At 38.5% G+C, this 14,350-nt stretch carries 13 protein-coding genes, 1 pseudogene and 1 CRISPR repeat array; all 14 genes and pseudogenes read right to left on the reverse strand.

What is annotated here, in order from left to right; translation table 11 throughout:
- A complete protein-coding gene (locus tag HB912_RS06985; RefSeq protein ID WP_185373820.1) occupies positions 1–207 on the reverse strand; it encodes a hypothetical protein in 207 nt (68 codons plus the stop codon).
- Entirely contained in the window at positions 204–653 is a 450-nt protein-coding gene (locus HB912_RS06990) for a hypothetical protein (RefSeq protein ID WP_185373270.1), read from the reverse strand. Before HB912_RS06990 ends, HB912_RS06985 begins: the two co-directional genes overlap by 4 nt.
- Positions 650–2,554 carry a hypothetical protein gene (locus HB912_RS06995; RefSeq protein WP_185373272.1) on the reverse strand — a complete coding sequence of 635 codons (1,905 nt, stop codon included), beginning with the start codon at positions 2,552–2,554 and terminating at the stop codon, positions 650–652. The genes HB912_RS06990 and HB912_RS06995 overlap by 4 nt, the downstream gene beginning before the upstream one ends.
- Positions 2,555–2,885: 331 nt before the next feature.
- A CRISPR array of direct repeats spans positions 2,886–3,317; the repeat unit is 36 nt; unit sequence GTTTTGGAACCAGTCAGAATAACATACCTCTAAAAC.
- 274 nt (positions 3,318–3,591) lie between these two features.
- A complete protein-coding gene (locus tag HB912_RS07000; protein WP_185373274.1) occupies positions 3,592–4,539 on the reverse strand; it encodes an N-acetylmuramoyl-L-alanine amidase in 948 nt (315 codons plus the stop codon).
- Positions 4,539–4,820, reverse strand: a complete 282-nt coding sequence (locus HB912_RS07005; protein WP_185373276.1) for a phage holin — start codon at positions 4,818–4,820, stop codon at positions 4,539–4,541. The genes HB912_RS07000 and HB912_RS07005 overlap by 1 nt, the downstream gene beginning before the upstream one ends.
- Positions 4,820–5,140, reverse strand: a complete 321-nt coding sequence (locus HB912_RS07010) for a hypothetical protein (protein WP_185373278.1) — start codon at positions 5,138–5,140, stop codon at positions 4,820–4,822. Before HB912_RS07010 ends, HB912_RS07005 begins: the two co-directional genes overlap by 1 nt.
- Positions 5,141–5,166: 26 nt before the next feature.
- Positions 5,167–5,319 (reverse strand): XkdX family protein, encoded by a 153-nt coding sequence (locus HB912_RS07015; RefSeq protein ID WP_185373280.1) that lies wholly within the window; start codon positions 5,317–5,319, stop codon positions 5,167–5,169.
- Complete coding sequence (locus HB912_RS07020) at positions 5,320–5,649, reverse strand: hypothetical protein (protein ID WP_185373282.1); 330 nt, start codon at positions 5,647–5,649, stop codon at positions 5,320–5,322. It abuts the gene before it with no gap.
- On the reverse strand, positions 5,649–7,322 hold the full coding sequence (locus HB912_RS07025) for a BppU family phage baseplate upper protein (RefSeq protein ID WP_185373284.1): 1,674 nt from the start codon (positions 7,320–7,322) through the stop codon (positions 5,649–5,651). The genes HB912_RS07020 and HB912_RS07025 overlap by 1 nt, the downstream gene beginning before the upstream one ends.
- On the reverse strand, positions 7,319–8,356 hold the full coding sequence (locus tag HB912_RS07030) for a hypothetical protein (RefSeq protein WP_244964450.1): 1,038 nt from the start codon (positions 8,354–8,356) through the stop codon (positions 7,319–7,321). Before HB912_RS07030 ends, HB912_RS07025 begins: the two co-directional genes overlap by 4 nt.
- Positions 8,357–9,394 (reverse strand): phage tail protein, encoded by a 1,038-nt coding sequence (locus HB912_RS07035; RefSeq protein WP_185373286.1) that lies wholly within the window; start codon positions 9,392–9,394, stop codon positions 8,357–8,359. It lies immediately after the preceding gene.
- A gap of 8 nt (positions 9,395–9,402) precedes the next feature.
- The gene (locus HB912_RS07040) at positions 9,403–10,230 is read right to left on the reverse strand and encodes a phage tail domain-containing protein (protein WP_185373288.1); all 828 of its coding nucleotides are present in this window, start codon (positions 10,228–10,230) and stop codon (positions 9,403–9,405) included.
- Positions 10,227–14,024, reverse strand: a complete 3,798-nt coding sequence (locus HB912_RS07045; RefSeq protein WP_185373290.1) for a phage tail tape measure protein — start codon at positions 14,022–14,024, stop codon at positions 10,227–10,229. The genes HB912_RS07040 and HB912_RS07045 overlap by 4 nt, the downstream gene beginning before the upstream one ends.
- Positions 14,008–14,337: pseudogene (locus HB912_RS07050) on the reverse strand (Gp15 family bacteriophage protein); the annotation flags it as partial. The gene HB912_RS07045 and the pseudogene HB912_RS07050, both read right to left, overlap by 17 nt.
- Positions 14,338–14,350: the final 13 nt, after the last annotated feature.

A 14,350-nucleotide genomic window follows, 5' to 3' on the forward strand; every position in this document is an offset into this window, starting at 1 on the left:
TTATTTCAACTCCTTCATCAAACCTAATTTTTCATACCAATCGACTACAGTCCCTAGTTGTATTTGTGTTCCCCCTCCAGCACCAAACACTTCTGCTATTTTCCCTTGCTTCGGATTAGCTATATTTTCAACAGGTATCAATATACCTTTTTCAACATGATAAAGCTTAAGTTTAATACTATTAATATGAGTTTTTCTCCTATTCATCTTTCTTGTGTAGGTAAATATTTAGATAAATCAATAGGGTCTTTAACCGCGATTATTTCAACCTCAGAAGCCTCAACATCCTTTATCCATTCCCCTTGACTATAGTTTCTAAAGCCTGCAATATTAGGTTTGTCGTAAGATTCCACATACAAAGTAACAATTGTATGATCTGAATTTAACATTGCTTTATATCTTTCTCCTAAATAAGCAACCTCGTAATGCAAATCATAAGCATTCGTAAATAAGTCTAATTTATCAGTTGTGTCAATCACCAGTTGATAGTAATCCTGTCCCTTAAAATTTTGAGTAGACTCAAAGCCATATTCAAGATATTTTTTATCATTTTCAAAGATCGCAAGACCCTTGCTTGTTCCAATAAGCGGATATTCTTTATTTGTTGGTACAAACGTTACATACTTACCTGTATTTTTTAGTCTATTACTCATTTTAAACTCACCCACCCTTGAATATTATTTACTGGATCATAATCATAAATAGCCACTGTTACATCTTTTCCATCGATAACTTCATGAATAGTTGAACCAATATTTGGAGCCATCCCTTTACCACTTGATACTTCCCATTCTGGCACCACAGTGCCATTTTCACTAGCAGTAAATCCTGAGCCAGCAAAAGGCCATTCACTTGTCTTGGTTCCTCCAAAGTCTGGACTATAAGGAGTAGTTAGCTCCTTAATATCATCAGTAGTAAAATCAATATACGCGTAATTCCCATCCTTTTTAAATAAACTACCTGCATAATCTAATCGACTTGAATCAATAACGTCATTTACTTTAGATATATCTTTTACATATCTTTTCTCTGTTACAAAACCACCGACATTTGAATAATCTGGGTTCTTTATTATTCCATCAACGTATTCCAATGGAATGACCTTCCGCATATCACTTATTTTAGTTGGAATAGGTATTTCTTTGCGAATATCTTTTAGCAAATTTATCTCTTGCTGAGTTTTTTCTCGTTTTACATTAATTTTATTAAACTCCTCAACAGTTAATTCATGTTTCTTAAGAACTCTTTGAATTTCATCAGGAACCTGATAATGCTTTGGTTGTGCTTTAAAAGCTTTACCACTTTCATTTACTATATCATCTGTTTGACGTCCTCCGCCATTCAAATTCAGGTCATACTTTTGTAGAATCTCTTTCATTTTCTCTGTGGCATTGCTTACTCGAGATGGTCCACTTGGTGGAAGTGCACCAAATCCATCCGCTGCAAGTTGTCGCCTTGAGTTTAGATTCAAGTTGTTCTTAAAGTTATCGGCAACTTCCCCAACTTTATCCAGCCCTCTAGTGGCTCGTTCAACGCCTGTATGCATGCCTTCTTTAACAGTCGTTTTTAAACTATTAATCCGTGTTAAGGCACTTCTTTGCCCTAGCTTGAGGAAATCATCCGCTTTAGACGGAATACTTTTCATACCATGTAAAAGATTGTTGCTTAAACTCGCAAGCTTCGTTCCTGATCGGATCGCTTGTGTACCGCCTGAGAAAGCTTTCATCCCCGGTACAATATCCAACAGCGAAAAAGCGCCACGCATCGCTCTTTCTGATGTATCCAGTTCCCGACCTGTTAGCCAATCTTTCCCACTTACTGCCGCACTCATTTCTAAACCACCATAAGCCAAACCTAACGCAAGTCCTGCTGGCGGACAGAAAATACTCACACCTACAATGGCAACCGTCGCCACCACATTCACCCAGAACTCTTTCTTCTGTTGCTCATCTTTAATCGAGGTGTATGCAAAAGCGCGGGAATTAATCATGGCTGTGCGGAAATCTTTTTGACTCACATCTTGATCTTTATTTTGCCGTTTCCATTCTTCATATTGGACTTTCATTTGATCCGCATAATAATTATCCCCACTAAACAAATCGTCTAAACTGACTTCCTTTTTGGGAACTTCAATCTGTTCTTGCGTATAACTATTCGCATAGCTCGTGACGGTTGTTGTCGCACCAATCCGATTTTTCGTCGTGAATTTTGAAGCATCTAAATCCCGCATACCTTCCACAAATTCGTCTAACGCTTCATAAAAAGGTTGGTCAATCTTATCATTCACAAGTTCCCCAGCTTTTCCCGCAAAGTCATGTAAGACCTCAAAGTCTTCATAGAGTGCTTGGAGTTTGTGCTTGTTATCGGTGTGAGAAAAAGAGATCGCACCATCTGCATCCCATTTCGCAATATCCTTTTCCACTTCTTCTAGGTTCTTGGAGACATCTTTTAAACTGTCTATCGCCCCTTTTCCCCAAGCTCCTTTTCCAATGAGGTTTCCGATGCTTTTTTCTGCTTTTTCAAAATCATCTTCCTGATAATGAACATCTTTCACCAAATGCATTCACCTACCTATTTAGTTTTCTTCCAGTTTAGCATAAGAAAGAAAAAGAAGATGTAGATATTTTGTGAACTTTTTGCCGAAAGATATACAAAAAAGACCACCAACTTGTGGGAGCTGATGGTAAAAAGGGGTAAGTAATTGATGAATGGATAAAAGTAATCTTAAAGGATTCCCCTACCTAATGAGATAAGGGAACCCGTTACTTTACCCAAACTTACTATATCATATTTCCTTGTTTTATTGTGTGACAATTTTGTGAACTCTTGTTAAAAACATAAAAAAGACCGCCAACAAGCAGAAAACTCGTCACCAGCCTTTTTCAGTTTTGGAATCATTCAGAATAACATACCTCTAAAACTCGTTTAAACTATTTCTTTTTCGGCAATGGGTTTTGGAACCAGTCAGAATAACACACCTCTAAAACACACCACCAAGCATAATTAACTGAGTCAAAGTTTTGGAACCAGTCAGAATAACATACCTCTAAAACGAAAGTGTTGCAAAGAATAAGCGGCTAAGCGTTTTGGAACCAGTCAGAATAACATACCTCTAAAACTCTTTTTCTTGTGTTGGCAGTTCTTGGGACGTTTTGGAACCAGTCAGAATAACATACCTCTAAAACGAGATTTACATTTCTTAAATCTAAACGCACGTTTTGGAACCAGTCAGAATAACATACCTCTAAAACAATTGTTGCTTATATCGCAACACTGTCGCGGTTTTGGAACCAGTCAGAATAACATACCTCTAAAACCTCGGAAAGTTTTTCCGATATTTCGTAATCGCAGTACTTGTTCCTAGCAGAACTTCAATTCTGGTGGCTCTTTTATTGCTACGTTCCAAATCTGATAACTTTATGATAAATCTTTAAACTCAAAAAGGCAAGTTCTACTAATCAATCTTTTTCATGCACAAAAAAAGAACCCCGTCCAAAAGGCGAGGTCATGTACAGTAAGGTAGGTGACAATGAAATCACCCGTGCATAAGGGGGTGCTCATGCACACATTCATTATAAGGAATAGCTTTTGTTATTTCAACATATAATTAGCTGTGTAAAACATTTTTTTCTGCTTGGAGAACCAAGCGGATTTCAACCCAATTCGCTCTGGGTAATGGCTAAGTTTAGTCCCCGGCATATAAGTTAAGATTTCCCCACCATTCAAATCTTCGTTATCCCAAAAAATGGCAAAGGCTCGAATTGTCGCGGAATACTTATCGGTCCCTTTGATGGCTTTTACATTTCTCAAAAATCCATGGTAAATATATCCTGTCACCCATTTACCATTCTGTTTGACTTTGGTTTGATACCAGTATTTATTGTATTTACGAACTTGAATTTTTGTGCCCGTTTTCCAAAGGCGCATCGGTGTTTGACTTTTAAACTGCGGTTTAAGCATAAGTGGTGCTACATCTTGAACCGTTGCACGAATTGCGTTTGGGTTCCCCGTTGAACCTTTCGATGCCGCCACTAAGTCTTTTTCAAACTTAGCTTTCGAAATACCCCACTGTTTCAAATAACCATAGGGATCTGTATGCGTAGTTCCTCCGAGCTTTGCCCGTATCCAGTCATGCGATTTAATCCCTCGATTTCCTACACCACTTCCGCTATCCAATGTGATGGGAATACCCGCTTCTTTAGCTAAATTAACCAGTAATTGGCAATAAGCTGCATAGTCTTTTTGGAAAGTCGCCTTATCTTTTGCCCGACAGAGTTCCACTTGAGCATAGGCGTAGGCGTTTCCTTTCGAACCACATCCCCAGCTCGCATAGCCAGTAGGTGCAATCTGAACTACCCGTCCGCCATCGCCCACAAAATGAGTCACAAATGCGTTTTGCCAGTTTCGAGACATATAAGCCACTTCGTTATCAATCGTTGAATTGGGATTAGAAGTTTCATGTGCCACGATAAAGTTTTTCGCTTTTAGTTTTGTTTTCGGAAGTCCGCTGATTAGTTTCTTTTCAATTTGATACGCCATTATTTGTCCTCTCCTTTTAAACTCTCTTTACTTAGCGATAAGTCGCTATCTCCTAGACCCTTTGTCGTTGGATCAACGTAAGTAGCAATTAATGCAGAAAGCACTGCAATGATTGCCGCAGGGCTTTTTAGAAAGGTCATGAATGACAACCCCAACTGTGTCCAGCTATCTAAGTCTGACACCTGAAACCCGCCTGCACTCCAAATAATAGTAATGACTGGAATAATAGCTAACAGCCATGTTCGCCAACTCTTGAGTCTGATTTTCCAATTGATTTTCATTATTTTTGTTCCCCTTTCATTTCCGCAATATGTTTCCAAATTGTTTTGTCTTCTTTTTTCAGTAAAGCAATCTCTCTTTCTGTGTCTGCTTGGTTCTTGTCAATTTTCGTATGAATAGCCCCTCTGTCTGCTTTTGACTCTTTCATATCCTCACGTAACTCTTGAATCGTGACATTTAAATTGTCAATAGACTTATTCGAATCTTTGACCATGGAAGTCAAGGGGCTAATAATCGAAAACTTAATAACAAAGCCCCCAACCGTTCCCACAAACACAAGTAAGCTGATAAGCTCACCTATTGATAATCCCCAAATCCTCATACGCTATCACCCCAAATAAAAAAGCCTTATTCGGCTTCTTCCTGTTCTTCTTTCGCTTTAAAAATTTCATCTGCTTGATCTGAGGTGATTTTTTTGAGTTTCACAAACTTGTTGACTTCTTCGACACCATAATACCCACCTAGAAAGTATTCTTTCACTTTTTCAAACCAGTCAATCATTTATATAACCCCTTTCTCCGCTAAAGTCATTAATAAGTCTGCTTGATCTTGTTTGACGCTCTCAGAACTTGCTTCAACCTCTGCAATTTGTAAAAGAGTATCTGCGTTCTCTTGTTTGAGTTGTTCGATTTCTGACGGTTCTGCGGGTTCTAAGGTGCTCGGATCATCGCCAGCACTCCATTCTTGTGTTTTTATGTTAAAAACTGGGTTGATGGAGGGGACAGGCGGCGCAATGGTCGTGTAGCCTTCGGGTAGCTTCTCGTCATCTTCAATAAAAAGCAAGTCATCACGTTCAAACACGCCGTTTTCATCATATTTATATACTTTCATTATGCTGTCACCTCTTTTGTAAAGTATGAAATGCCATCTAGCCCCGTGTTGACATCAGCCGCACCAACCGCAACGATATTAATATCTCCGCCGCTCGATAGATATATGTTCGCGTGATTGCTTGCAGCTGTAGATTGTTGAGCGCCTGAAAAAAGTTTGTTCCAGTCTGTGTCTGGCGCAAGCATTGTTGGGACTGTCGCGCAAATACCTGTTCCATTTCCCGTTCCCTTCGCAACGATGCCGCTGACGCTAACCCAATAGCGATTTCCCATTTTCACATAACTCGCCGTAAGTGTCCGCGATGCTGTGAATCCATTTTTAGGTGTTAGGGTGACTTTTTGAACGGTTAACGAAGCATCTAATGCTGATTGAATTTGTGCAGTATCGACTTGCGGCATTTCCCAACCTTTCCAGCCATTAGCGTTTCCTTCTCGGCGGTTCACAATAACAACATTTGAGTTGTATGGCTGGAAAGTAGCTACTCCGTAACCACTTGTGCGCATTCGTAAGGTAAAATAACCGTTCGGATTCAGACCAAAGGGGATATTTATAGAAGTTGTAAGGTATCCCATAAATGATGTGTCAAACGAAGCATCTAAATTATTGAAATCTACGTTCGTTTTAAGCATGAGCTTCCCTGCTGAGTCCGTAAGTTGATAGGATTGAATTGGATCTGATTCAGTATAGACCTTCGAGCCGTTAACCATCACTTTCCCAATCGAACCGTCTCTTCTTGCCACTGAAATGGCGTTTTTCGGTGTGATGGTTCCCTTCGCGGACTTTTCAATACCATTAATTGTTGATTTGCTACTTGTGTAGCTTGCAGGTGCCCAGCCCTTAACGTATGGATTAATCGAGGTAATTGGCTCGAGCCCGAATTCGCCGTTCTCGCTCTGCACGCCTTCGCCGCCCACCGTAATTTCTAAACGGTTTGACCACACGCCAAATTCTTCCGCGAAATCTATAGTGATAACTGTCCCGTTTGGCTTTGCTCCCACATAGTGGAATAAATAACCATAGCGCACATTAAGCGCTTCTTGTGCGTCTAGATTAACAGGACCCGTAAACGTATCCCCTGTTTTTTTAGCAAACTGATCTGGATCAATAGCATCAAACTTCTGTTCAAGCTCCTGTGCTTCTTTCTGGAGCTCTGCGGTATCTGTTTGAAGTTGAGTCACTTTTTCTTCTAGTTCGGTTTTTAGGTTCTCAAATTGGTCGAGATACTCGCTTTTGATGTCTTCTAAATCAGAAATGTAAACATTCTCTATGGTATCTAAATCCTGATCAATCAAAGCACGATCTATATTAAAAGTGAATTTGTGCACGGAAAGAGATTGTTTCCCCTCGTTGTTATAGTGAATATAAACTTCACCATCCACTTTCCCGTAATGCTTCACTTCTTCTGCTGTCAACAAATAAGAAACAATGCTATTCTCTCGATCCACTTCCATATCTTTCTGTATTTTCAACTGATTTCCAACTAAATAGATAACAGCTTTTGCTGGTTCAGAAAGTGGTAATAGTGTACCCTCCTTTTTCACAACAAATCGGAGAAGTGCAGTATTTTCATCTTGTGTTGAAAAGGTAGCCTTCAAATTAATTGGTTGAACACCGTACACGCCCACATCGAGTTCAGACTGTACTTTTTTATAGACACTATTTAGCTCATTCATGCTCTTACCTCACCGCCTCCGCTTGGTCTATTCGGTGTGTCCGCTTTCCAAGTCACATTATTTGCGTTGTAGATCACCGAGGATTGTGGATATAGACCGATCGCGCTATTGGCACCATGTGTGGTTCCTTGTGCAATCACATCTGCCGCATTATAACCCCGAATATCTACGTTCTGAGAAGCAAAATAGCAACTATTCACATCTGCCTTACAAGCGTCAATAAACACAGCAGTAAATGGATCGATTGCTTTTGTGCTATACGCCATTCTGCACTTTTGCACACGAACAAATCCGCAACGGCTTGCACGAATGAAATAGTTTTTTGTTGTTCCCGCTGTGTTTGTTTCCTCAAGACCTGAAATATATACGCTTCCCACAATATCTTCTAAATAAAGACTTCTTACTTGAATGCCTGTGGGACCTTTTGATGGATCAACCGTTGCGTAGTTTGTAGATAAAATATTAATTTTAGCACCATTAATATTGGTCACCACAATATCTTCATCATATTTACCGGGATTCAACCAAATGTAAACGGTTGTACTTAACAATCGAGGCAACATCGAAACCGCTTTTGTAACCGTTTTGAACGGGCTATCAATTGCACCTGTTCCGTTTACATCATCACCCTTTCCAGAATCCACAAAGTATTCAATCGTCCCTTGATTCAGTCCGTAAATTCGATTAATTAAATCTTCCATCTCCAGATAACGATTATTCAAGTCTGTAATCTGTGTGGAAACCTGACCTACTCCGTCAGAAAGCGCTTGTTCAGCATAAGTGATTCTATCATGTAGCGTCTTAAAAGCTTGGCTAGGCGCAAGAGAAGAAGCACGAGCATCTACGACCTCTGTTATATTATCTCCTCCTGCTGCAATGACATTGTTTGAAGTTCTCACGTTTGCAGCATCTATCAAATTTTGAAGATCTTCATAACTTTTGCGCAGCAATTCAATATTATAATTATAGTCATCTTTGAATGCTGTACTAAAAAGCGGATTATCCATTTCTTTTAAACTATTTAAATCAACCAATTACATCGCTCCTTTCTTTTTAATGGCTTTTGCAAGTTGCGCCATAATATTTACAATCGTTTTCTTATTGTTGCTCAATGTTATTTCTGGAGCTTTTCCAGCACTAAAAGGGTATTGCTTATAGCCCACAATTTGAATATCATAATTGAGCCCCATAGGCTCATAAATAAAACGCACATAGTCGCCTTTGTCGCACTCATACGGAAGTTTTAAGTTAATGCTTCCGGTAGTAGCTGGATAATCCTGCAAATCTAATCTCAAGCGCCTATCCATATTCCCTACAATGGTGTAGCGCTCATCTGAAACTGGATCCTGAATGCGTATCCCCCATTTAGAAGATTCTGGGCTTGTGTATGTTCGAGGTGGAAAATAGTAAGTATCATCTTCTTTCTTTTTCCCAAATCCTTTTATTTGTGTCTTCATGGAAAGTGTATCAATATCAAAACTTACTTGGTCTGTATTGTATTGATACCGGATTTCATTTTCGGTTACTTGCCCATAGTCTTCACGAGGCATGAAGGTTAGATGTTTATTATCGGCAAGCATCACCAGTTTATAGTCTTCGAGCACTTCTTGAATGAGCTTCAAATAATTTCCATTTCCGAAATTCTCTTGTTCAACTTTTTCAACGACTTTATTCTTGTCAATAAATTCATACGTGAACCCCATAGCACCTAACTGTCCCGAAAAGATATGTTTGAGACAATCCATAGCACTTAAAGTTCCTGTTCTTGTATTGTACTGATAACCGTCTTGCATCGTGTAAGAGATGTGCGGAGCGGTCACCTTCTTAAATATCCTATTCCCTTGCGCTTCATGAGAAAGTTGCTTCACAACGAATTCTTGACCAAGAAAAAATACTGAACTCTCATAGTCCAGTAAATCAAATTCAAATGGATTAGCTTCTGTTTTTTCTATTTCAAAATCTAATTGCCATTGTTGATTTTCTACCCAAGTTTCACAAAAACCGTTCATATCAAAGCCGGTCAATATTTCTTTAAACTGTTTATCATAGTCTGATACAAAAATATCTGTCATCTCATCACCTACTTATACAAAAAACGGAAATCCCATGCTGTTTTTACACGGCTCACATTATCTATATCAATTTCATTGATGCCGGGAGCCAAAGAAATTAAACCTAAATTTGTCAATCTTCCAGACCTAATGCCGTTTTTATATATTTTTGTTCCATCTATAATCACAGTATCCGTGTCATACAATCGCTCATTATCATTAAACTTGAACATCTCACCAGTTGTTCTATTTGTAAGCTTAAAACCGCCTTGGGAATACGTCTGAATGGTTATTTTTAGCTCATGCATTCTTGGATTGATTTCAAAGCTTCCGGCATTATAAATCTGAATATGATTCTTCGTATGGATATACTGATGATCCTCAGCAAGCGCACCCTGCCCAATCTGCCATTTTTCCGATTCTAGAGTGAAAGGCTTTAGTGTAGTTCCAAAGGATTCTCCACACCCTTTTATGACACTCCATTCGATTTTTATTTGAGCAATTGAGCCATTCCATTTTGTTAACTGGAGGTCAGACACACGAGCTTTATAAAATATCCCGGGCATCAAATTAGTATGAAGATAGTAAGCTTTCCTTTGATACAAGACTTCATACATTTCTTGTAATTTTGTTTGCAAAAACACCCAACTACCTACTTCTAGCACAAATTCTAAAACAAAAGGAAACGCTTGAAAATTTGCATCTGCTTCTGTTTCACCGTCAGTGTACGCAAATTCCACATCATTATTTTTTAAAATAGGCGCTTCTCTGCCCAAGTCAATAACATCTTTAGCGTAAATTTCTGTAAAAGGTACTCGCTGATTATTATTCATTATTAGTTCTAATTGTGGCTTCATAAAGTGATACCACCCCCGTAAAATTCAGTGCCAACAGCCTTACCCAATTCATTGTTTATATCTGTCTTTTCAACTTTTGCTATAGGTTTTTTCACTAATTTCTTAGTTTCGTTCAAAATAGCTGTTAAAACACCTAGCATATTTTCTTCCGTCGTCGATCCTGTCGCTCTTCTAATCGCTTTTCTTTCTGAAATATCTTTAGAAAATGGGGTATTTATTGGTGTAATTGTAGGGTTAAATATGCTTAAATCATTTGTCGTGCCTTTTTCAAATCTTGGAATATTTTTCATTAGTTCCGCTGTTTTGTCTCCTCTTAAGACCGATGACCCACGTGGCAAATCTAGTAACACATTTCTCCCTTGTGGAATGAAAGATTGACCGTTTGGTGTAGTCACCAATTCTTCATACTTTGAACCTTTAGCATCATTAACCAACAATGGACCTCCAGAATGATAATTGGTTCCTGTTGCCGCGTTAGGTGCAAGCCCCGGAGTTTCCATCACCTTGCTGATAGTCAAAGTTTTCCCATGAGGTCTAAAATTAGACCACGTTCTATCAATTTCACTAATTCTACTAGTTACACCATTCAAAGAATCTGTAATTAATTTAAGCGTTTTTGTGAGTGGATTAAAATTACTGTTGTAATCTGAGATAGTCTTTTTACCACTTTTGAACTTGTTCAATAGGTCTAAGTTGTTACCGAACAAATACTTAAGATCTATTTTTTCACCGTTATAGTTTACAATCACGCTCTTACCTGTTTTTAACTTATTAAGCAAATCCGTATTGTTCGAAAGTAATTTTTTCAGCTCTACTTTTTTGCCATTATATTCAACAATGAAAGATTTTCCATTATTGATTTTATTGATTAAGTCTGTATTATCAGCAAGCAATTGCTTAACATGAGGGTTAACTTTGTCCCAAACCCCCATATCAATTAAAGCTGTTTTCAAACCAATTCCAGTTTTAGCATTAGCGATCATTTGTTTTTGTTCCATCTTAAGATTATTCCACACACCTGCATCGCGCAAAGCATTCTCAACATATAGAGCATCTTTATACTGAACAACTAGTTCTTTCTCTGCAAAAGTCATTTTGTCCCATCTACCGTTTTCGATAAGTGCACTAGCGATTACTTCTTTTGCATCTGATGTTAGCTTAGCCTCTTTCATAATAAATTTCAGGTTGTTCCAACCTTTTTCCGATTTACTTGAATCCTGAATTACATCGTTTAAGTTTGTTTTCACTCTACCTGTTTTGTCATCTAGAACTAAATGTTGCCAAGCAATATCTGCATCACTAGCACCATCACTGATTAACTTGCTTGCATCTTTTACTTTTCCTGCTTTTTCTTGAACATTTCGTGTAAAATCATCATAATTTAGACCTAATTCTTTTAGACCTGCTTTGATAATTTTTTCCGAGTCTTTTGTACTAAGTCCTAGCTCATCATTTAGCTTCCGTGTCGTTTCAACCCACGCTTTTCCTGCTGCAAAAGAGGCATCATTCCTTTCCCTATCTAGTTGTCTCAATGCTTCGTTATATGTTTTTTTATTTATTTGTCCCTTGTCATATGATTTTTTTAAGCTTTTTTCTTGCTTATCATATTTTTTTTGTATGTCTGTTAGTTGTTCACTAAAATAAGTGCTTTGCTCTTGCAACGCTTGTCTATTAAGACCTGAAACATCTCCATTCATAGCCTTAATCATTTGCTTTTTCTTCTTGTTGCTGATGTCAAGACTCTCTATTTGTTCCTCTTGCATGGCTTTGTAAATATTACTAACCATTTTGGATTCTTCAGAAGATAAGTTTCTATGATTTTTTGCCGCATTTTCATAAATACTTTTTATATCATTTTGCTGAGCCGTAACATCTTTTTTTCGCTCCTTAGCTTGCTTTTTCTCTTCTTCATATGATCCCTTTAAAATATTCTTAACTGCGGCAGAATAACCATCATAACTATCTGTAAAATCTTTCAAAGACTTCTCAGTATTCGAAATGATTTCATCTCCCATACCTTTAAAGGCTTGAACAATTTGTTTAGAGTCATCTGTTGCGCCCTGAGCGAATAGATCAATAGAAGCTTTTGCTTTTGAAGAAAATGTGTCAAATTTTGTCATAGACTTATCAGCTTGTTCACCGATATCATAGCCCCATTTATTAACACGTTCCCTACTTTCTTCCACTTTGCTAATATGCTTGTCTAGCGCATAGATTCCCACACCAAGTAATGCAGCACCTGCCACACCTAAAACCACTGGCCAAGCACTAAAAGCGCCTGTAAGCCCTGATACCGCGCCCGTTGCACTTCCTGCCACTCCTGCTGTTTTCCCAATATTTCCAGCAACGCTTGGAAGCAGGCTACTTCCTTCCCCCAAAAAGCGCCATAATCTAGCAAATCCAGTAACAAGATTACCCGTTGCACTAACCATCTTGCCACTAATGCTAAGGACTGGTCCCGCTGCTGCGGCAATTCCTACCCACTTAAGAATTTGCTGTTGTTGTTCGCCATCAAGCGAATTAAATTTATCTATCATATCATTAGCCCATTCAATAATTGGGGTAAGAGCTGGCATCAGTTTTTGCCCTACGTTTTGTTCAAGAACTTCTAATGATGCTTTAAACTGGTCGATGCTAAACTTCTTAGCTTTGCGCATGTTGTCAGCCACTTCTTTTGTATAGCCAGAAGCTTCCTTAGCACCTTTTGAGTATTTACGTAATGAATCACCACCAGCTTCAAGTAATGTATTAACAGCGGACAAAGGCTCACGACCAAAAATAGTGGTTAAAATTGCATTTTTTTGCGTTTTGGTCATATCTTTAGTTCCCTTGTTAATGTCATCCAGCAAAGTTGGCAAATCTTTCATATTGCCTTTACTATCTTGAATGGATAATCCTATTTGTTTCATCGCAGCGGCTGCATTGTCGCTAGGTTTTAATAGACTAGTTAGCATACCACGCATTCCCGTGCCTGCTTTTTGCCCCTCAATTCCTCGGTTGGAAAGTATACCGATAGCTGCCGCCGTGTCTTCAAGAGAATAGCCTAAAGAGTGTGAAACAGGACCAACATATTGCATTGCATATCCCATGTCTACAAATCCAGATGCTGTCTTATCGGCAATATATGTCAGTGTATCCGCTACATGTTGTGTATACTGCATTTGTTGGTTTGTGTCTTTAGAAATCATGCCAAATTGTTCAAGAGTCGATGTTGTTACAGACATTACAGTTTCAAAGTCATCACCAGAAGCACGAGCAGCATCAAAAATGGAAGGCATCGATGCCATAGTTTGGTTAATGTCATAACCTTTTTTTACCATCTCTTCCATCCCGTGGAGGGTTTGTTTAGAAGCTACACCATACTTAACTGAAGCTTTTTGGGCATAACTCGCGATCTTGTCATAACGATCACCAAATTCTTTTGAAGTTTCACCAGATTCTCTTAAGAGTGAGTTAATTTCAGTTACTTGTTCATCAAACTCCATGTAAGAGTGTGTTGCTTTTGTTAGACCGGCGACAATAGGTAATGTGAAACCCACAGACATTGCAGTTCCAACTTTTGTCATTCGATGTCCTACATTTGTGATATTTGAGCCGATTTTTTCAACTCTATCAGCCCATACATCAACATTTCTCGTCGAAATTTTTTGATTCCCGACTTGAGAAATACTTCTAGCTGTTCTTTGCCCAGCTTTATCTGCTCTTTGCATTTGCCTGTCGATATTGCTAAGCTTTGAAGCTACGCCATTATCTTTTAGCTTTATATCGTAATAAATTTCACCCGCCTTTGTCACAATTTTCAACTCCTTTTGCTTCACCTTTTAACAAGCTATATAATCCATCATCAGTTGTTCCCGCCTGTTTGAAATAGCCACGCTCAGCCATTACAAGATTTTGCCTTGTTTTTTCAGCATGTAAGTATTCTGGTAAATCTTTTTTTGATGTCATTCTTATTTGCAACGTCTTCATAAATGGTGTGTCCCCATCTAAGTTAGTCAACAAGTTCACGAATTCGTCATAAGTCATTTGCTTAAGCTCCGTTCTCAGTCTCATCTGGTAACAAGACAAAAAGGAAGGCTCTATTAAGTCATAGTCTTCAAAAACGCTATAATATTGTTGA

This window comes from Listeria aquatica, from assembly GCF_014223975.1.
GTDB classification, from domain to species: Bacteria; Bacillota; Bacilli; order Lactobacillales; family Listeriaceae; genus Listeria; species Listeria aquatica.